The 19,903-nt window shown below is 46.8% G+C and carries 19 protein-coding genes and 1 pseudogene; 9 read left to right on the forward strand and 11 right to left on the reverse strand.

The features are described 5' to 3' along the window. Positions 1-88 precede the first annotated feature (88 nt). The 5 genes from H6F68_RS25440 to H6F68_RS29195 form a co-directional block, all read right to left on the reverse strand. The gene (locus H6F68_RS25440; RefSeq protein ID WP_190563375.1) at positions 89-394 is read right to left on the reverse strand and encodes a hypothetical protein; all 306 of its coding nucleotides are present in this window, start codon (positions 392-394) and stop codon (positions 89-91) included. 317 nt (positions 395-711) lie between these two features. Continuing rightward, positions 712-4,290 carry a hypothetical protein gene (locus H6F68_RS25445; protein ID WP_190563377.1) on the reverse strand — a complete coding sequence of 1,193 codons (3,579 nt, stop codon included), beginning with the start codon at positions 4,288-4,290 and terminating at the stop codon, positions 712-714. Positions 4,291-5,034: 744 nt separating this feature from the next. Next, positions 5,035-7,125, reverse strand: a complete 2,091-nt coding sequence (locus tag H6F68_RS25450) for a hypothetical protein (protein WP_190563379.1) — start codon at positions 7,123-7,125, stop codon at positions 5,035-5,037. A gap of 1,280 nt (positions 7,126-8,405) precedes the next feature. After that, positions 8,406-8,585: a hypothetical protein gene (locus tag H6F68_RS29490; protein WP_277876161.1), complete on the reverse strand. Its 180-nt coding sequence runs from the start codon at positions 8,583-8,585 to the stop codon at positions 8,406-8,408. Continuing rightward, positions 8,575-8,739, reverse strand: coding sequence for a LysR family transcriptional regulator (locus H6F68_RS29195; RefSeq protein ID WP_277876162.1), 165 nt, complete (start codon positions 8,737-8,739; stop codon positions 8,575-8,577). Before H6F68_RS29195 ends, H6F68_RS29490 begins: the two co-directional genes overlap by 11 nt. 159 nt (positions 8,740-8,898) lie before the next feature. Here H6F68_RS29195 and H6F68_RS25465 point away from each other — a divergent pair, with 159 nt between their 5' ends. The 7 genes from H6F68_RS25465 to H6F68_RS25490 all read left to right on the forward strand — a co-directional run bounded on the left by H6F68_RS25465 (position 8,899) and on the right by H6F68_RS25490 (position 13,749). Continuing rightward, a complete protein-coding gene (locus H6F68_RS25465) occupies positions 8,899-9,795 on the forward strand; it encodes an SMP-30/gluconolactonase/LRE family protein (protein ID WP_242065658.1) in 897 nt (298 codons plus the stop codon). A gap of 4 nt (positions 9,796-9,799) precedes the next feature. Next, complete coding sequence (locus H6F68_RS25470; protein WP_190563383.1) at positions 9,800-10,351, forward strand: antibiotic biosynthesis monooxygenase; 552 nt, start codon at positions 9,800-9,802, stop codon at positions 10,349-10,351. Between the two features lie 30 nt (positions 10,352-10,381). Then, positions 10,382-10,510, forward strand: a complete 129-nt coding sequence (locus H6F68_RS29495; RefSeq protein ID WP_277876163.1) for a hypothetical protein — start codon at positions 10,382-10,384, stop codon at positions 10,508-10,510. 65 nt (positions 10,511-10,575) lie between these two features. Next, positions 10,576-11,031, forward strand: a complete 456-nt coding sequence (locus H6F68_RS25475) for a MarR family winged helix-turn-helix transcriptional regulator (RefSeq protein WP_190563385.1) — start codon at positions 10,576-10,578, stop codon at positions 11,029-11,031. Positions 11,032-11,095: 64 nt separating this feature from the next. Then, entirely contained in the window at positions 11,096-12,436 is a 1,341-nt protein-coding gene (locus tag H6F68_RS25480; protein WP_190563387.1) for an SCP2 sterol-binding domain-containing protein, read from the forward strand. A 224-nt stretch (positions 12,437-12,660) separates the two neighbouring features. Beyond that, on the forward strand, positions 12,661-13,101 hold the full coding sequence (locus H6F68_RS25485; RefSeq protein ID WP_190563389.1) for a GNAT family N-acetyltransferase: 441 nt from the start codon (positions 12,661-12,663) through the stop codon (positions 13,099-13,101). 174 nt (positions 13,102-13,275) lie between these two features. Beyond that, positions 13,276-13,749: a GNAT family N-acetyltransferase gene (locus H6F68_RS25490; protein ID WP_190563391.1), complete on the forward strand. Its 474-nt coding sequence runs from the start codon at positions 13,276-13,278 to the stop codon at positions 13,747-13,749. A 237-nt stretch (positions 13,750-13,986) separates the two neighbouring features. Here the strand turns inward: H6F68_RS25490 and H6F68_RS25495 are convergent, their stop codons facing one another. Both H6F68_RS25495 and H6F68_RS25500 read right to left on the reverse strand, forming a co-directional pair. Then, a complete protein-coding gene (locus H6F68_RS25495; protein WP_190563393.1) occupies positions 13,987-14,718 on the reverse strand; it encodes a Coq4 family protein in 732 nt (243 codons plus the stop codon). A 53-nt stretch (positions 14,719-14,771) separates the two neighbouring features. After that, positions 14,772-15,035 carry a hypothetical protein gene (locus tag H6F68_RS25500; RefSeq protein WP_199300349.1) on the reverse strand — a complete coding sequence of 88 codons (264 nt, stop codon included), beginning with the start codon at positions 15,033-15,035 and terminating at the stop codon, positions 14,772-14,774. A gap of 134 nt (positions 15,036-15,169) precedes the next feature. On the opposite strand from H6F68_RS25500, the gene H6F68_RS25505 reads away from it, so the two are divergent. Beyond that, positions 15,170-15,841, forward strand: coding sequence for a TetR/AcrR family transcriptional regulator (locus H6F68_RS25505; RefSeq protein WP_190563397.1), 672 nt, complete (start codon positions 15,170-15,172; stop codon positions 15,839-15,841). Next, positions 15,834-16,361, forward strand: coding sequence for a GrpB family protein (locus H6F68_RS25510; protein WP_190563399.1), 528 nt, complete (start codon positions 15,834-15,836; stop codon positions 16,359-16,361). The genes H6F68_RS25505 and H6F68_RS25510 overlap by 8 nt, the downstream gene beginning before the upstream one ends. 246 nt (positions 16,362-16,607) lie before the next feature. Here H6F68_RS25510 and H6F68_RS25515 read toward each other — a convergent pair whose 3' ends face one another. From H6F68_RS25515 to H6F68_RS25530, 4 genes and pseudogenes are all read right to left on the reverse strand, one after another. Then, a complete protein-coding gene (locus tag H6F68_RS25515; RefSeq protein ID WP_190563401.1) occupies positions 16,608-16,811 on the reverse strand; it encodes a hypothetical protein in 204 nt (67 codons plus the stop codon). Positions 16,812-16,821: 10 nt separating this feature from the next. Continuing rightward, positions 16,822-17,070, reverse strand: coding sequence for a hypothetical protein (locus H6F68_RS25520; RefSeq protein ID WP_190563403.1), 249 nt, complete (start codon positions 17,068-17,070; stop codon positions 16,822-16,824). A gap of 133 nt (positions 17,071-17,203) precedes the next feature. Further along, the gene (locus tag H6F68_RS25525) at positions 17,204-18,907 is read right to left on the reverse strand and encodes a YdiU family protein (protein ID WP_190563405.1); all 1,704 of its coding nucleotides are present in this window, start codon (positions 18,905-18,907) and stop codon (positions 17,204-17,206) included. 388 nt (positions 18,908-19,295) lie between these two features. Continuing rightward, a pseudogene (locus H6F68_RS25530) lies at positions 19,296-19,823 on the reverse strand (tyrosine-type recombinase/integrase); the annotation flags it as partial. Positions 19,824-19,903 lie beyond the last annotated feature (80 nt).

Consider the following 19,903-nt stretch of genomic DNA (forward strand, 5'->3'; position numbering starts at 1 on the left):
TGGTGGTGGCAATGAATTGCTGGAGTGAATCCATTTCTTGTGAGTTAGTTACGAGTCCTTCTCTCAGCCTAATAACTTCTCCTTATCCTTACAACTTGATTAGGATTGCTATATAGAGTTTCTCTCTTTTATTTGAGTCTTTCTTTAATTCTTCAGTGAAATCAAGCCTTTGTTGTTTTGTGGTTTTTTGATTAACTGCTTGAAAAAATTTAGCAGCTTTGTATAAGAAGATTTTGTCTGGAATGGAAATTAAAGTTTTGATTGACTTATAAATCAAGCCTACCACTGGCAAATCTTTGAGAAGTTCATTCTCAGTTAGCATATCTATTGCTATATCTGCTACATCTACACCTAGCTCTAGCGTGTTCTGCTTTAACTGATCTTCATTTTTCATTGGAATTTTGCCTCTTCCATTCTTAAAGCATTTATTTTTGAGTCATTATGACCCAGGAACCACCCTCGAGGCTTGAAAATAAGGTCAATTCAGTCGCGCGAAACATTGAAGCGCTGGACCAACGATTGACACAGAGACTGAGCGATCCAACTGAAAATATATCGAATTTAACCCATTAAGTTGGAACTTTCACCGAAGGTTTAGTGCGGCTTGAAATTCAAGTAGAGAGACTGAGTACCCAAATGGAGCAGTGGCTGGAGCTGTGGAGGAACAGTCAGCCACTGCTAGACAGCAAGCTGCTACAGTCAATCGCCTAGTTAGGCTATTGGAAAATTTGGTTCAACGGTAGGCGATCGCTTCTTCCACAGCCTTAGGGGCATCCATTGAGGCAGCAAGGTCAGAAAGCCTGAAAATAGCTTCATCAACGTTGCACATGGTGTTTCAATCAAAATCTGTCTGAAGCTCTCAGGTTCAAAATCTTCCAATAGCTGCACAAAGCGTTCATGAACTAATTGCGCTGACTGCTCCTGGCTTAAGTCAACGGCAAGTGCAGGCAAATAGGTTTGAGCTAGCCATTGTAGAGATTCATCAAGGTCAGAAAGTTTAGTTTCGTTATTTATAGCTTCTAATAGCAAAACTAAACTGGCCTTAAGCTCCTTAAATCCACCAAATTCCTTTGTAATTTGACTAACTCGACCCTTGGAAACTCCTACCGTGGTTGCAACTTGCTGGATAGTTATGTCACCCTGAATCCGCAAAGCCTCCTCCATAGCCATAATGATTCCTTGCTTGGTTTGTATGCCTCTTGGGGCAGCTTCTAGGCAGAGCTCGCTGATATCGACAAATTCGATGGAGCAGCCGACATAGTAATCTTGAATCGCTCTAATCTGATTAGGATTTAGTTCACTAACAATCCAGTGGGTAATCTCTTCTTGGGGACGGTGCTGGGCACGAGATCGTCCAATATCTTGTAAGAGTTCGTGAATAATCTGTTGATTGACCCAACTCCAAAAGGGACCAGAAGCCTCCTCTAATGAAAAGAACTCCCTTGTAAGAGCTTGCCACTCTGCTAACAGTTGTCCCAAGTTGGGAATTGCTAGAGGAATTGAAATTAAGGTGGAGCAGTTTTTGAATCGATTACTGTTGCGATTGTCAGCAAAGTGGTGACCGACCAGAATTTCAGGATGCTGTTCCAGATAACTGTAGGCGTAGCGCTTCAGATCTAGAACAGCAACTCGGTCTGGGTGAGGAACTTGCTGAATGATGGAATCAAGAAGCCGATTGAGTCGTTCCATGAGACAATCAGGTCCGTCTTGTCGGCGCTGATGTCTTGCCTGACCGAAGCGTTGAACCAGTTTAATCTTTAAGTTGGGAAAGCGAGGGGACTCGGCTTGAATCTGGCAAATATCGGTCGCTCTCAACCCTAGTTGCCGAGCTTGCGCTTGCAGGTCAGGTGTTCCATCCATGAGAAAAGCGGTTCCAGCTTGGCGGACGATCGCAGCATGGTGAGAGCTGCGATGAGTAAACGTCAATTTGCCCTGCGCTGTAATCCCAATCGAACCTCGATAAGTTCCTAAGATGGCTCCAATGAGTTTGGGAAAGATACCTGCTGTAAAAAACTTGTCGGCAATTTGCTGCCTGATCTCTGATGCTTGTGGACCTGTAAAAGCTTGTTCAAAGCTGGGTTGGACTAATTTCCGGATCTCTTGCCCATACTGATGCAAGCTCATGACTTCCCAAGGACTGTCTGTGTTGAGCCAGTTATAGGCGATCGCCTCCCACCAAAGCTGCTCAAGTTCTTCTTTTGAGGGTAAAAATTTCAAGAGCGTAAGGTGATCCACTCCGTAGCGACCGCGTTCTGCTACCCCTCTCTGAAGTGTCTTTGCTAGTCGCTCTAGAATTACTCTTCCCGATTCATAGAGTTCAGACTTGGACTGAATCAGTTGAAGCTCTCGGTCTAACTCTTCTATACAAGCTTCTATTGTTCGGGTACCCTTGATATCTCTCCCCGCTTCATCGATCAACAGGAGATCTCCTTTCTTTGGACGACTGCTACTGAGATGGGTTCGAAGGATAGGCTTTGTCTGTTGTTTAGCTTTCTCAATTAAGTAGGAGCAGTTCCGAAATTGCGAGCAGTCCTGGCAGTAGGCCGAATTAAGTCCTCTATAGGTATCAACACCCTTTGCTCGTAATGCCTGAATGTTATCGTCTTCTATACACAGGGCTGGAATGTCAGGTACTTGTCCTTTTGCAGCTCGTTTCCGATACGGTTCTCCTGTAGGTGTTTGTTTTGATCGGTCATAAATCAGGCCGCCAGCAGAAACTGCTTCTGGAATTGCCGCTAGCGGTTCAGTGGATGGATTTCGATAGTCGGTTGAGGTATAAAAGCCGCGTCGTTCTGGGTAATGCTGAGCTAGTGCTTGCAGGAATTCTCCTGCAAACTGTGATTTCCCACTACCAACAATGTCAGATATTAAAACTATTGGATATTCATACTCGACTAACTTAAGAGCAACTTCTAGGCGATCGCGGGTTTGGTAACGTAACCGAGGGCGGCCCTGCTGTTTCCACTCCTCGAACGTAGGTAAAGTATTTGGAGTAACCAACAGATCATAGCGACCGTTTTGCTGTGAATTGTAAGGAACAATAGCGACGCATTCTGGAGCGCCTTGAGGTGGCTGGACTGATTGAGTTCGTTGGTTGCCAAATCCCTGTTTTCTCGGTCGTTTCTGCTTAGCTTGAGAGTAGGTGGAGCGAAGCAGTTGATTTAGTTTCTCAATCTCAGCTTCTTGCTGGGGAGCAAGTGCTTTGAATTCTGCAATTGTAAGGAGTCGAGCCGATGCAAAAGTAGCTGAATCAATTTCATCAATATCACCACAGTCTTTGGTGTCTTTGGTGTATTGCCCCCACCAGCGAAAGCGAACCTCGTAACCCCATGCTTCAATAAGTTGGGCGGTTTTGTAGTACTGGCGTAGTATGGCCGGATTGTGAATGGCTCCAGCATCCGGATTAATAATTACGAGGTTGCTACCAGTCATTCGAGAGCTGCGGTCTAAGGATTCTCGCAATTGTTCAGGGCTACTAGACCACTGGGCTCCTGCGGCACCAATAATAATTCCAGAAGTGCGAATCGAGTTAGCGAAAGGTTTGTGGCCTAGTCCCTCAGCTAGTTCAGTATGGGTTGGTGTTGTTAGAGGAAAATAAACTGCAAGGGGAAGCTCTCCATTAGCTAAGTTAGGTTTGGGGCCATTTGGCCTCTTTTTGGAGGAGCTCGATCCCCAACGGTAGCGACCGTTTGAGTTGTCTCGCAAGCGAGTCTGGTAGCCAATTATTTGCTGATCAAAGTTTTTAACTGGAATGAACAAACCTGCCTGTGTGCTCAGCGATCGCCCATCTAGACTGACCCCTGGAAGCGGATGGGGTAAGGGTTCACGAAGTTTGTGCCCTTTTGGTACGCTCTTAAACCCTGAGTCCTGAATCAGCTGTGGGATTTCTTCTTCGGGAGTGTCAATCGCTCGCAACCGTCGCGCCAAATCTTCTCGGTCTTGTGGCTCTAAATCGAGCTGTGCCACTAGCGGGCTATAAAAACGGTGGCGCTCTTCATTCGATAGGGACTTTGTCCGATGCTGGTCTTCCTGTTGCTTGCGCTGTTGTCGTTTGATTGCAATTTCTGCTCGCCAATCCTGACGCTGCCGCTCACTCCAATCATCTTGTTTGGGAGTGAGTATTACCCAAGTTCCATTGCGGCTTCTACCACGATTGCGATAGCCCGGAATTTCATCTGAATCCAAGGAAGCCATGCAGAGAATCAAACCCTCTTCGGTTTCCTTGCAGCGACCGTCTGAGGATTGACAAGCAGGACAGGAGTTTTCCCGTTTGAAAAGTGTGAACGCCATCAGGAGTCCTCCTGGAAAATCTGGCGTGCCAGATCCCCTGAGAGCGAGCTAAAGCCCGTCTCAATTTGTGAGTAATTCATAAGTGAAGTGTTTTAGCGCGAGGTCATTTTTTCAGTCGTTACAGTTAGTCGGTGTAGAGACTCTGTTGAAGCGCGGAGAGACTTGAAAAAATGCAGCAAAAGTTGATGAAATAATTTGCCTGTGTGCTATCTTTATTTCAAGTCCCTTGGCTAGTTTTGGACAAAAAGCCTCCGTTGGAGAGCTACATTGAGTCAAAACTCTCCTAGGGGTGCCACCAAATAGGTGGAGGTTATGAAAACCTGTTTCGGCCTGGGCCGCTAGTTTAGAATTGGTCGTTCTTGTGTGCTAGCGGTCTAATGGCTTTTTGGCCTTGTTTTTTGCTTTTAATACACGATACCTCCTGCAAGAGTGTAATTGAGAGCTTGGCTGTTTTATGTCCCTAATAATAAAGTGATTCGTTAATTCTGGGAAGTATTTCCTGTCTATTGACTGGACAAGAGACTCCTAAATTAATGGTTGCTCTTTAGCAGTTAGCTTGACCAACCTTTAAAAGCCCGTAAGGAACCCTCTATTACTAGATAAAGGGTTCCTTACGGGCAGACCTTGGTTAGATTAAGCTTGTATGTAAGAGCGTACTAATTCAGTTGCTTTAGCTCTTAAGACAAAAGATACCTCCTAAGTCCTTAAAGATCAAGTTACGAGATAAATAAGATTCCAGAACGATCACAATCTCAAAGATGCCACAAGCTGCTGCTGTTCTTCTGGACTCAGTTGCTGAGCGACCTGAATTAAAAGTGGCAGATTCCCCTGCGTTGCCTGGCTGGCCTCCCGGAGCAAATCCTGCAACAGGAGCTCCTCAATCTTCTCGTCGATCGCCCGGTACTTTTCATTAGCCGTGCATTTTTCGTACATCGTCCGTAAAGTCTGAACCGTATGGCCCATCGCAAAGGCCAGCGCCTCTATTTCGCGATCGCTTAACTGCTGCTGGAAGGCCCATGTGGCCCAGATATAACGTAGCGTATGAGGCGAAGGCCGTTTACCAATTAATCGATGAGCCGGAATCTCAAAAGCACGGGAAAAAGCCTGTGGAGTCATCACCTTTCCTGCTAACGGCTGCACAAACATGTACCCCCAGCACCAAAGAGGGGATTGAGCTGAGCTTGCCTGCTCTCTATAAGTCTCCGGCTCAAACTCCATGCGCCCCTTCGTCGCCCAGCGCCCTCGCTGACCTTGTAAGCCAGCCTCCCACCACTGGTAAAAGCGATCCTCAGAGTCACCACTTGCCACCCACATGCCACATAAGTATTGATCGAAGTAGTCATATAAACGCTTCCCATCCGGTAGGATTTGGTTGCGAATCAAAATCAACTTGGGACCGTGTTTTTCAGCAGTCTTATAGCTGCGGATATCCAGGACGTATACCCCCTCTGGATAAACCTGATTCTCGTACACGTAAGTTCGATAGAGGTAGTTGTCGTCTACGACGCCGTTCTCGTTCTTATGGCGGCGTTCGAGAGGTGGTTCTGGGAAATAGCACCCATCTTCGGGAACCTCAGCAGGGCGTTGAATCAGGCAGCTCAGCGAGACTTTTAAGGTACGCAGCTCTTCTTGACGACCTGGAGGGCGATAACACAAGCTGTGCCAAATCAAGAAGATTTGCAGGCTTTTGGCGATCGCCCATCTCTTACGAAATTGTCCCCACCGATCCCGCGGAGCGCACTCTAAGCGCAAAGGCTCCACCACTGTTTCTCGGAGCACCGTCAGCGCGGTTTTACCCTCGACTGGGTCTGGCCACTTCTTGGATTGGTCCACGACTGAGTGCCCCGCAGTTCTCCAAGCCTTGATTTCAGCTGTTGCCAGTTCTAAGTAGCGATAGAGAACGGTGCAAATTGGGATTTGCTGGTAATCAGTATCTCGCTCTACTTCGTCTCTATAGAGGTATTTAGCCACGCTCAGCAGGGCACAGAGCTTGTTGAGTCTCGTGTGTGGGCTGTCTGACTGACAGAAGCCCTTTAGAAACGAATAGTATTCGCAAATCGTCGCTTCCAGCTTTCGTTTTGCCTCTCGCCACAGCTTGGCTTGCTGCCGCCCGCTGAGTTCTTCTAACGACTCCTTAGTGATTAAAGGAATAAGGGAAGTAAGGTTCAACTCCTTCAAATCAACGGGCGAGGCTGCATGATTCGCGACGAACCCCAGCCAAAGCCGAATATCCTTGATATAGGTCCTCAACGAAGAAGCTTTTAACTTCTCAGTCACTCGGCCTGGATAAAATGGCGCACAGCCAAAGCGCTCGTAGTCCTCTAAGGCTTTCTGTAACTGAACGGGTGTGCTGTTAGGGGGGAGCCTGTAAGCTTGACGTATGCCCTGCTGGTGAGTGAGCTTTAGATTACTACATTCTCCTCGTCCAGTTAGAATCGGCGGGCAACACTGATCTCGAATCTTTTCCCGTCGAGCATCTGGGTGCCAGACTTGTTTTTCGGTCCAATCCAAGAACTGTTCGGTTCGGGCGTTATAAGTATTGCGACTGGCTTTAGAAGCTTGCAGGCGTTCAAAACCTTGCTGAAGAGACACTCGAAACTTCAGTAACACTGCGATCGGCTGAGTCTTCAAGAATGCTAAAGCCGCTTCTGTTTCAGCACTTGTCATTTTCCTGATCAGGTCTTCGCGCTGGAAGCCTAGTTGAGGCAAGACATAACGCAAAAGAGCTGTATTGAACTCGTTCCAGCTCCGTTGAGTAACTTCAATTGAGTAATTAGCTTGGAGAAATTCCCAGTAGTTTTGACGTGCATCAAAGAGGGTCAAACCTTTCATCATAATAAAAGTCCTGTAAAGTAATGGGGGGCTCACCAATGTTAAATTGGCTCTTATTAAAAAGCTTTGTAGTTGAGTAGACTGGAATCTAAGAAATTAGAAAAAGTAGTGATTTATCAATTATTTATTGATCATCAACATTTCCAGTTTAGGAGGTAGCCCTTTTAGCACTGGAAGTATTTTGTTGGCTTAATAACTGAAGCTCAATACTACAAAGAGCTTTGGTCTTAATGTGAGCTGATGGTTCAATAAATAATTTGAGATTTAGCAATAAAAGAGAGGTCTTCAATAAATGCTGAGACCTCTCTACAAGCTTTTTATTGATCCCTCTCAATACAAGAGGTTTGGCCATATTCTTGAACTTGGCATTGATTAGGTCTTATTCTGAAGCTTGGGCTGGACGGGATCTGAAGTTGAATTAGGCGGCGACCAATCCGCTCAATTAACTCACTCCTAGAGATTGAGAGTTCTTGGCTGATTTCGTCTATGCCAATTGAAGCCGTTAGTGTGATTCCAAAAGACCGGGATTCCTTCAGTTCGTCATAGATTTCTGGTTGTCCTCGTAGGGATTTTCTTCCTTTACAGGCAGGTTTTTTTTGATGTTCTTGACGGACTGTTCTCTGCTGTTTAGGTCTTTTATTTTTCTTGCTGGATGATTTCATTTCGTGTCGTTACTGTTGAAAATAAAAAACAAAAAAAGGAAGCCGCGCTTGTACAAGCGCGGCTTCCTTTCGGGCAAACCGTTGTTATTTAGTTGTTGAACTACTACCCTAAAAAGCTGCTGTTTTAGACTTGGCAATTTCAGGTGTTTCTAAACAATACTATATTGTTTAGCGGCAATCAAGTGGCTCTGAGAACGCTTTTAGAACTTATTTAATAACGTAGTTCACTCGAGTATTAGGATACTCAAGTACAACAATATGCAATCACCAAAATACAGGTTGATGTCAATTCATTCACTGAGAATAAAATCAAGATAGTGATACTGCAATGAAATACCACGCGATCGCTGTAATAGGGGTATGGCAACGATTCGTGTAAGAAAAGGCTATTTGTCTTGAGTTCCTACCAAAAGTGAAGTTGCAGCTAAGGGCAGTGAGATTTATGACCACCTATTTCAAATGGACTGAATCTGGCTTAGATAACTCAAAAGCTATGGTCTGAAGTTGTTATTCTGTCGTGGCGATCGATCGCTGAAACTCTCTAAAACGGTCTGAGTTGTTGCGTGCCTAGCAATTATTCTGATTCGGAACCTTGCTGCGATAGATGCTCTAAAACCCAATTCAGCTTAGGTTTTCCGTCCCATCTTGCACTTCTTTGCCCTTATATGAGCTCAATTCCTCATTCAAAACCGTAACTTTCTGTTTAAATGCGCCCGCTAGCCCTTGTTGGGAAGCGATCGCCACTGCTCTGGCTGTCGGCTTTACTTCTCGCCACACCCGCACAAATAATTCATCCATCATCAAAGAGTGATCGCAATCGCCCCAGTGCTGCACTCATCGCAGGTTGTTCAATGTGGATACGCTGAGCAGTAAGAGTAACACTTTGGTGGATATACAAGGCCTCGAAGTCAATGAGGAGATTGAGATCAACTGCGCCCAGGCCAATTGATTTCATTGATATTAGGAATTTCTGTAATCAATTTGATTTATGCCGATCCTGCCACTATCTTAATTTCTAGACAGGCTTTTCTAGATGCAGGAGTGAGGATTTTCAGGACTGACTGTACAAATCAACCCTATCAATCGCCCGACAATTGATTTTGAGGTAAAAACAGTGCAACTACCTGCTATCTATGCCGACATGTCTGTTGCTTTGCTGCCTGCCCAGTCTGTTTCGACGTTCCCGGTAAATACATTTCTGGAAAATTTGGCGATTCTCCCATCCGGTGAGATCTATCTCACCAACCACGAAGTTGGAGAAGTCGTCCAGCTAGATCCAGACGGTAACCTGACGACGTACGCTCAGCTAAGTGGAAAGGTCACCGGCATTGCCTGGATTGAGCCGAATCAGTTCCTCGTCAATGGCTGGAATGCAGAAGGCCTCCCCTTTATTGCCGTACTCTCGGATGGTGAGGTGCAATTCCTCCAAATTTTGCCAGAAGCGCAGTTCCTCAATGGCATCACACCCTTGTCTTCTCGCTATTACCTCATGGCCGATGCCTATCGGGGTGCAATTTGGTCGTTTGATGTCACCACTAAAACCGTCGAGCTTTGGTTGGAGCATTCCCTCCTTGCTCGTAGTGATGAGGACAGCACGTTTCCAGCCGTCAACGGCTTAAAGCGATTTGGCAATAGTCTCTATGCGTCTAATACACAACGGATGTTGCTATTACAGATTCCGTTGGATGAGAGCCTAAACCCACAGGAACCAGAGATTTTCATTGAGGGGACGAACATTGATGACTTTGCTTTTGATGTTCACGGCAATCTCTATGGAGCTACCCATGTGTACAACAGTGTGATTCGCATTGACCGCGATCGCCGCACAACGATCATTGCTCAGGCTGAAGAGGGGGTAACAGGTTGCACGGCTGTCGCCTTTCACGGTACTGATTTGTATGTTGTCAACAACGGCGGGATGTTCTTACCCCCTGCAACTGGTGTGGAACCTGCACAAGTGGTCCGTCTAGCCGTTGGTGTGAGTGGTGCACCCTTGTTGAGTAGGGGCTGAAGGAATGCAGACAGATCCTCCTGTGACAGTGGATGTCGTACAGCAGGTCACAAGGGGTAAGGAGCGAGAATTTGAAGCGCTATTAGAGCAGATTATCAGCACAGCCAGCACCTTTGAAGGGTATTTAGGCTCATCTGTGTTTCGCCCAAGTGGTCAAGACGATCACGAATACCGGATTATCTTCAAGTTTGACCATTTAGAAAATTTGCAGCGGTGGGAACACTCGTCTGTCCGCCAGCGGTTCCTGAATCAAGCTCGCAACCTCACAGTGGATGCTGGCACATTCTCAATTATTACTGGGTTAGAAACCTGGTTCACTCTGCCTGCAAAACCGGGGATGTTGCCCCCACCCCGTTACAAAATGGTGCTGGTTTCTGGAATTGCCATTTTTGGCATTAATCAGATTTTGGCTGTTCTTCCCCTGGCTTGGCTGGCACAGCTACCGTCCGTACTACGCCTACTGATTCTCGTTTTTCTAACAACCACGTTGATGACCTATGTTGTGATGCCAAGGCTGACAAAGCTATTGGCGTGGTGGTTATATCCCAAACGTTGAGCATTGTAATGATATGAAGGAGAAATCATAATGGCTGGCTTATGTGTGGTCGTGGGCATGGGCGAAGGTAACGGTATGGCGATCGCCCGCCGACTTGCTACATCGCACCGCTACCTTTACCCCTATTACTACGCAAAAGCGAGGTTCAGGGTCAAGTGAGATTGATGAAACTCCCAGAAGAAATACAGCTTGACAAGATTAAATTATATGTATATACATATTTCATGAGTGACTCTTCTCTCAAAGCTAAACTTGCAGGCGCAAATCAAGTACCTGAAACTTGCATGGGACTGCATATCCGCCGAGCATCGCGAATTTTGACGCACGTGTACGACTCTGCCTTGCGCCCCACTGGTTTGGTAGTCAATCAATTTACGCTGCTTGTGGCAATTCACCTGTTTGGGCCTGTACCTATTACTCGTTTGGCTGAGGAGTTGTGTGCCGACCAAACGACTGTAACTCGAAACATTAAGTTACTAGAGAAACAGGGATTCGTCGCGATCGCCCCAGGCGAGGATCGGCGGATCAAGTTGGTCTCTTTGACGATTGAGGGACAAACTGTTTTGGCTGAGGCAATGCCTTTGTGGGAGCAGGTGCAAGCAGACCTGAGGCAACGCTTTGGTAAACAAACGTGGCAAGCCCTGCTATCGCTGTTATCGGAGGTCCAGTCCTTAAGCTAAGCAAAAAATTTTGCGTAAAACATGTATATACATATAAAAACAAAGATCAGCTTCGGAGGCTGCAATGACTAAATTTGATGATCACCCTACTGTGAAACGGTGGCGGGAACAGGCTACCCGTAACCAATCAACGAGTACTGTTTCATTAAACTCAGATGCTCTGCGATCGCTCTGCTTGGAGGCTGGTGCTGATGATGTGGGATTTGTGGAAGTTGAGCGACCCGCGATCGCCGATCAACACTCTGATATTCTGCGGTCATTTCCACCCACCAAAACTCTCATTAGTTTTGTGACCAGAATGAATCGGGAAAACATTCGTACACCCGTTCGTTCTGCCGCAAACCTTGAATTTCATGCTAACTATGACCATGCCAATGAAGTCGCTCGCCGAATTGCCAGAGCCTTGGAACAGACTGGGGTGCGTAGTATGGTTCCAGGGGCAAGTTTCCCAATGGAGATGGATCAATTTCCGGGCAAGGTATGGGTCATTTCCCACAAGCCCGTTGCAGTCGCCGCTGGGTTAGGTCATATGGGAATTCATCGGCTGGTGATTCATCCAAAGTTTGGCAATTTCATTGCCTTGGGCACAATTTTGATCGATGCTGCCGTCACGGAATACACCCATCCCATCGACTACAATCCCTGTGTTGAGTGCAAGTTGTGTGTTTCTGCTTGTCCCGTTGGGGCGATCGGTGCAGATGGTCACTTCAATTTCTCCGCCTGTTACACCCATAATTATCGTGAATTTATGAGTGGGTTTACTGATTGGGCAGAGACAATCGCTGAAAGTAAGAGTGTCTCTGCCTATCGGCAGAAAGTTAATGATGCAGAATCGGCCTCAATGTGGCAAAGCTTGTCTTTTAAGGCACAATACAAAGCTGCCTATTGCATGGCGGCCTGTCCTGCTGGAGAAGATGTGATTGCACCGTTTTTGAGTGACCGCAAAGCATTTATCCAAGAGGTCGTTAAACCGTTGCAAGACAAATCCGAAACCATCTATGTGGTGCCAGGGTCGGACGCAGAAACCTATATTCCACGCCGCTTTCCCCACAAAACGGTGAAACGAGTCAGCAGTGGTATTCGTTCAAAATCCATTCAAGGTTTTCTCTTTGGACTCCCACTCTTGTTTCAGCGGAATCAGTCAGAGGGATTGAATGCTGTATACCACTTCACATTCACGGGTTCTGAGTTGCGTCGAGCAACCGTGGCCATCCAAAATAAAACGGTACAAGTGCAAGACGGTCACATTGGGAATGCTAATCTTTCCGTTACAGCAGATAGCAGAAGTTGGTTGGCGTTTCTTGCTAAAGAACAAAATATTATTTGGGCACTGATACAGCGCAAGATTCGGGTTAAAGGTTCTCTAAAATTGCTTCAGGCGTTTGGTCGATGTTTCCCCTCGTAACAATGCTTTGGCTGATTCGCGCCAGCAGCCCAACAACCGTGTTGCAGCGGAACGTATCAGCCTCTTCTCTGAGTTTAAAGGGTTTCTGCGTCCGGTGAGCTTTGTCGTTATGCCGCAAGTCTCGTTTAGAGCCAGTCCTTGAATCTCGCCCGTCAGTATTTTAGAAGCTATGGTTGGTGCGCTCGGCGCTAAATTATTTAAGCAGTGGTTCTTGAGGATAGTAGATGGAAGTTTTTCAAGCTTGTTTGGAGCATCTTGAAGCGGTATCACAGTTGTTTGACCAATATCGCGTTTTTTACAACTCACCCTCAGATCTTGAAACTGCCAGGAAATTTATCCAGGAGCGTTTCCATAAAGGCGATTCGATTATATTTGTGGCAAGCGATAATGGGCGCATAGTCGGATTTACGCAGCTTTATCCTAGTTTTTCTTCCGTTTCAATGAAGCGAGTTTGGATTCTGAATGATTTATTTGTTGAACCAACTTGTCGAAATCAGGGTGTCGCGAAGTTGTTATTGAAAACGGCAGAGGACTTTGCAAGACAAACAGAAGCTATCCGAATCTCTTTGGCAACGCAAATTTCTAACGTTGCTGCTCAGTCACTTTATGAATTGCTTGGGTATTGCAAGGATGAGCAATTTTACCATTACTCGCTAAAGTTATAGCAGTGGTATACAACCCATTGGAGCGGACTGGCAAAGTTGGTCAGCGGGTTGGTTCGGTTTAATCATAGCCGCTCAGCCGCATCGTTGAGCTGGTTGACCCTATCATTCAGGTGGCAGCCAAAATCTTAACTGTAAGTATCAAGATTTAGTTCATTGTGGGACAAAATCTTCTAGATGAGCAACGTTATATCAGTAGGAAGGCTTTCCGGAGAAGTTGAATATCGAGAAGGGGCAGACTTGCCCCGTGAACAAGTAATCCATCTTTACTCTCAATATAGATGGTCATCAGCAAAGAAGCCAGATGCTTTGTTATACGCGCTTTCAAACTCAGAAACGGTCATCTCAGCATGGCATCAAAATGTTCTAATCGGACTTGGGAATGCGATTTCAGATAAAGCATTAACCGTTTATTACCCTCATTTGCTTGTATTGCCGTCATATCAAAATATCGGTATAGGACGAGAGATCATGAAACGCCTTCAAGCTCCTTACAGAGACTTTCATCAGCAGATTCTGTTGGCAATCAATCATGCCGCTCCATTCTATGAAAAGCTTGGCTTTAAGCATTCACAAGGCGTTAAAGCGATGTGGATCTATGATGAAAGTGATATTAACGCTATCAATGAACAGGATCAAAATAATCAATGATCGCAGTTCAAGAACCTGATTGGAACAGACTTTCAAAGTTGAGCGCATAACGATATAACATGGGTTCAATCCGCTCAATCGGAACGTTAGCTGGCTTCGTTCTCGGTGATGGCAGCGGTTTGAAATGACTGATCAGGGGCTTCAAGTTGAAGGCACAATATTCGTTCAACTGGGCAGTTAAGAGAGGGTGAAAGGCTGGATGATGGGTGTAATTCGCCCATTCAGTAGCTCGTCTGCCTAAGCCTGAACTGGCTGAATATTCAACTCTGCCTGCCATTGAGTCAGGGGCTTTTCCCAACCTTCCTCCCACTTCTGGGCAAATAGGGGCTTGGCAGTTTTGCCCATTTGAAATCCCTGAGCAATCGCTTCCAGCAACTTAGGCAACCGTTCTGGCTCCATGAGTGTGCTGGTGATCAAACTATTAGCGACCAACAGGGTTGCCAACGGATAGGGAAACTGCGGCAAATGGAATGCCTGTAAGCCAATTTCATCCATTTCAGAGTTGTCAAAGCCTGTCACAACGTGCCAGAGGTCATGGGTCTGGCTCAGTCGCAGCTCGACGTAATGGGCATCAGATTCCGCCGTCATTCCAGCATGGAGGTTCGGATCAAACCCCGTTTTCTTCATCTGGGCTGCGTAAATGTACCCCAGAGAATCGGGAGGATAGGTCAGGAGGGTTTCCAGGTCGTGGGCAGGAGGAATATAGCGATCGCAGATCAGCGCCGCACAAGCCGGATCTTGGTTTAAGTGTTGAGCCAGTAGATCATAGGCAGGGGTTTCCAGCAATCCATCGACCAATTCACCGACCGTTTGTAGGCTGTTGTCTCCAAATAGCATGAATATGAATGCCTTAACGATGAGCAGTCTTGCTAGGAATGACTTGAAGCCCTTGAGGATTGGATCATGAGTTTGCTGTTGAATAGGAGTGTTTGCAGAAGCGTTGGGCGTAGCTGAATTAGGGAGTTGCATAGGTCCTTCAAAAACTCAAACGTTGATAAATGTCACAAAACATTCGAAGGCTGCTACCAGAGCAAGTCATTGAGCAGCCCATAGACACCGACAAAATCAATCCGGGCGATCGCCCGGAAATAACGAACCCGGACATGCGTCCGTTCTATCCCTGCTGCACGAGGTAACTTGAGTAGCGCGATTGCCAACCCTAACCAGGGAGAGGACTGATAGCGCATAAAACGCAACCCAATGTAGCCGGATTGCAGAAGACAGCGAGAGCGCATACTGGCACAGGCAGAGCCAGCTTTCGGAGTAATCAGCAGATTCTGGGGCATAACAAGGCTCTCTGGAGCAAACCGAGTTAACATGTGAGCATCGCTCATGTTCCTACAATATGAGCGATGCTCACATACTGTCAAGTGAAATATGAGTAATCCTCATTTATTTATTGAGGTCAAGGAGAGTGTTGATGTCTGAAAGCCCATTCACCGCAGGTGGAATGCGACGCCAACCGCGACAAGCCCGCAGTCAGGAGCGGGTCAATCGAATTGTGGATGTAGCGGAAGAACTGTTTGCTAGCCAGGGCTACACAGCAACGACAACCAATGCGATCGCTGCTCGTGCCCAAGTTCCGATAGGGTCGCTCTACCAGTTTTTCCCAGACAAGACTGCGATTTTGCAAGCCTTGGCCTTGCGCTATGCAGAAAAGCTGCATCAACAGTTGGCAGCCATTGCTGAGACTGAGCAAACCACCCTCCCTTTATCGGATTACGTCGATCAGTTGATTGATACCACCGAGCGCTTCTTTAGCGAGAACCCTAGCTACCATGCCATTTTTATGGAGGTTCAGGGGACAATACGCGAAGTAGCAGAAATCGATGAGGCAACCGATGCCACGTTGATTCAGGATTTAGCCAATTCCTTAGCCAAGCGTGATGCAAGATTAGAATCTGCAGATTATCAAGCGATCGCCTTTGTGCTGGTAAAAGCGATCGGTACGTTACTGTGGCTCTCTCTCAGCCAAGAGAAAACGTTTCGGCAGCGATTGGTAAAAGAGACGAAACGGTTTGCTTTAAGCTACCTGCAAAGCTATTTCTCGTCAGGCCTAGTTCATACCGACAAGTTGCAGACCCATGGATGAAATTATCATCACTGAGTACAACCCAAACTGGGTGCTACTTTTTGCACAAGAAGCTGTAAGCATTCGGGCGGTTTTAGATGCAGGTCTCATCACTCGGATTGAGCATTTTGGTAGCACAGCAGTTCCAGGGTTAGCGGCAAAACCCATTATTGATTTGTTGGTAGGGATACGCTCACTTGCAGAAGTCAAGCAGGTTGCAGTTCCTCAGTTAGAGCGCTTGGGCTATGCTTACTGGTTGGATAATCCCGACCCTGAACGGATGTTCTTTGTCAAAGGGTTACCCCCCAACGGTCCACGCACTCATCATCTCCATATGGTTGAACCAGATAGCGTTTTGTGGGAACGGTTGTTGTTTCGAGACTACCTCCGCAAGCATGCAGATGAAGCCGCACATTATGCGCAATTGAAGTACCATCTTGCTCAACGCTTTTTCAGCGATCGAGAAGCATACACAACAGGCAAAGCTGAGTACATCGAGTCTGTGATGCAAAAAGCTTGGCAACCCCCAGCTAACCCATAAGCGCAGCGGATTGACGGCTATCTCAGTGCTGAGTTTGAGGCAATCTACAACCGCTGACTTTTGCCGTTACCACCTCTGTGATTGCCGAAAATGACTCATTTCGGCAAAGTAGAAATTGCAATCGCTTGCAGGCACAACCGTTGAGGCATACTACAAACAATATGCCCTTGTTTGTTTTCGGCAATGTTCCTCGCAAACCCAGAAATCAAAAGTTCGCGGTGATGTGAAACTGCTCCACCACTATCCCTAGCGATCGCTCCTCTTATTCAAACATTCTTGAAATAGGCGAACAAGGGCTACGGCTTCAGCTTCAGAGGCATTGGCGATCGCGTTTTGTAGTAGTGCTTGGGCCTCAACTAGTGTTTCCCTCGCTTCTGGGTCTTCGTACAGTTGAATGAGTTCAGCTAGTCGAGCCAGCATACCAGCACACTCTTCTCTACCCGTTGTCATAGGCGATCGCTCACACTTCCGCTAGCAATGCCTCTACCTTACTGATGCGCTGCTGTAATTTCTCAATTTCCTTACCTAACGCTTTGATACGCTTACCCCGAGCGATCGCCGCTTCGTACTCTGCCACCTCAAAGGCTTTGAGATACCTGGATTTCTTACCGTCAAAGATAGGGTTACGGCTTCTAACTTGCCAGTAGAGATTCTCAGTCCTGGCAGGGCCACCAGCAGCACTGTGGGCAACCCAACAATCAACCAGCACCTCACCTTGGGGTTGAGCCGAGATACGTGAAATTTTTTATCATATCGGACTCAAACTCATTGCAAACCTGGCTTTCAGCAGTTGCTCAAGAACAAAGCTGCTCGTATTGAATCGTTGCTTGTCACGCAGCTATTCAAGATGAACAGCTATAGTGCGACACGCCACCCGTATTAAAAAACGCCTTAGGTCTTAGACGATAGTATTTATCTTCTACGTCTTGTGATTGCTCATCATATGGATAGCTAAGGACTTCTTGCAACTCTTTAACTAAAGTATAGTCACCCTGCATGGCCTGTTGGTAGGCAGGGGCAATCAACCACTCTCGCCATGTGTATTTTGGGTTCTTCTGTTTCATCTTTGTTGATATCTCAGCCAAATTGCCGTCGTTAATGACGAGGTCGCGCCAGCTTTTTAGCCAAGATTGCCATTGTTCATCGAGTTGTGGTGAAGTTTTAACGTAGAAGCTTTTTTCCAATGCTGAGATATCATCTGGTATATGGGATAACTCGCGGAAGAAAATGGTGTAATCTACCTCTGAGTCAGTCATTAACTGCATTAATTTTTCAAATAGCTTTGGGTGATATTCAGTCAAGCCAAGTTTGTCCGCCCACATTTTTTGGATTTGTTTTTGCATGGCTTCTGAAAAGTCGCGGCCTACTTGGTCGAACTGTTCTAACGCTTCAGCATCTTCTGTAAGTAGCAGTCTCACTGCTTTCCAAAACATGTAATAATTTGCTTCTGCTGCAATGGGCTGATTGAAGAATGAAAAGTGCTCGCCGCCACCAGTCCAAGGTTGAAACCAAGGGTCAAATTTTTCACAAAATCCAAAGGGTCCATAGTCTAGGGTAAAGCCTCCAGCAGCGCAGTTGTCACTGTTAAAATTACCCTGGCAATAACCAACACGTAGCCAATTAGCCACCAGTGAAGTGAGACGCTGGCGAAATAGCTTAGCCAACTCAACTAATTGATTGGCAAAACCAAGGCTTTGATTAATGTCGCTTTTGTACTCTCGCTCAATTAAGTGCGACACTATCATGCTCAACTCTTCTAATGCTTTTGGATGAGCATTGCTGCGAGTGCGGCGGGCAAATAACTCTAGCTGACCAACGCGCAAAAAGGAGGGTGCAACGCGAGTTGAAATGGCCACAGGATTGTCCACCAAAACATCAGGGTCAATCGAGTAGGAGTCTTGAGAATACCAAGGCCGGGTAACAGTCTCAGATTTAGAAACATACAGTGTTAAAGAGCACGATGTTGGCACACCTAAAGCGTGCATATAGTCTTGCGCTAGAAACTCACGCACACTTGATCGGAGGACAGCGCGCCCGTCGGCACCCCGGCAATAAGGCGTTGGGCCACCCCCTTTCAATTGCATTTCCCAGCGCTGTCCATGGATGATTCCTTCAAATACAGATATCGCTCGACCATCGCCATAACCATTACCCGTACCGAATGGACAATTTTGGGTATACTCGGTGCCATAAATCGACAGGGCATAACCCGTCGCCCAGCCCACTTGACGCATCGGCTCATGGGTAGCAGAGAGATCACCAGAAAATACACGGCGAAATTTTTCATTCAGCGCCAGTCCATCGCTCAACCCAAGTTCCTTAAAAAAAGTGCGGCTATGAGCTACATATTCTGGGTCTGCAAGCGGCGTGGGTGTCACAGGTACGAAATGACCAGAAAAGACCTGGCGGGCCCGGTGATCATCACCATCTCCAGTGGCATCAGGATCGGCATTTAAGGTATCCATCAGAGAATAATCCGCCAATTGCACAAACTCATCGAAGGTCGTTACACAAGGCTCAGCAGAGGGTTTAGATGGATATGGCATTGTTGCTAGCGCCGATATTGTCGGGAAGGATTCATGTTTAATTGAGGACTTTGCAGAGGCTAACATATTAAATGTGAAGCTTTCCAGACTAACCGACTTATTAGTGGGGGTGATTGAAGCAGACCACCTTGAATTCCTTGGGTACCACCGGAGGAATCTGCTCATCTGAGCTTCAGCGCTACAAATAACCGAATAGCTGCCTGCCCAGCAAACAGTCAATGCTTTTATTTCGGTCGCCACAAACCCTATCCAGCAAAGCTTTGATGCCTATATGATAAATTTTTACACGTATCTCGGATCGATGCCATATAGCAAAATTAATGATCCTAGAGCCTGCTGGACAGCGATCCTCGATTAGGTTGAACTTAAATATCTAGATTTCAATAGATCAAAAACTGAGAGCCGCGATCGCCCCCTCCAGTTGTAGTTCTGACACTTCTAGATAACGCTGGAGTGCCTGTAAGCTGCGGTGGCCTGAGATTTCCTGAATCACCCGCAGCGGCACCCCCGCACTACTCATCCGGGTTAGAGCCGTCCGTCTAAAACTGTGAGTGCTAACCCCCACCAGCCCTAGGCGATCGCACGTCTCCCGCAGAATCTCATCGGCTGACTTGGGGTTGATGTGCCCACGCCCGTGCCGTCCGGGGAAGAGGTATTGTTTACCCGCCCCGGCCTGGTACGTCTCCAGGTATTCCTTGAGAACCGAATTGACCGGAATCTGGCGCGTCTCCTGCTTGCCCTTTGTGTTGCCCTTGCGGAGCGTCATCTTGGCTCTGACCCCAGCAGCATCGTAAGCATCCGTTGTGAGCATCGTGCAGGCTTCGCTAATGCGGCATCCAGTGTAGAGGCAGATGCCAAAGAGAGCACGATCGCGATCGCCTTCCAATGCCTCAAACAATTTTGCAATTTCGTCGGATGTTAAAACTTTGGCTTGGCCATGTCCATCTACATCTCACCAACCTCATTCTTGGTCTTTAGACTAAAGCGGCTCCTCGA

The organism is Trichocoleus sp. FACHB-262, from assembly GCF_014696035.1.
In the GTDB taxonomy this organism is placed as follows: domain Bacteria; phylum Cyanobacteriota; class Cyanobacteriia; order FACHB-46; family FACHB-46; genus Trichocoleus.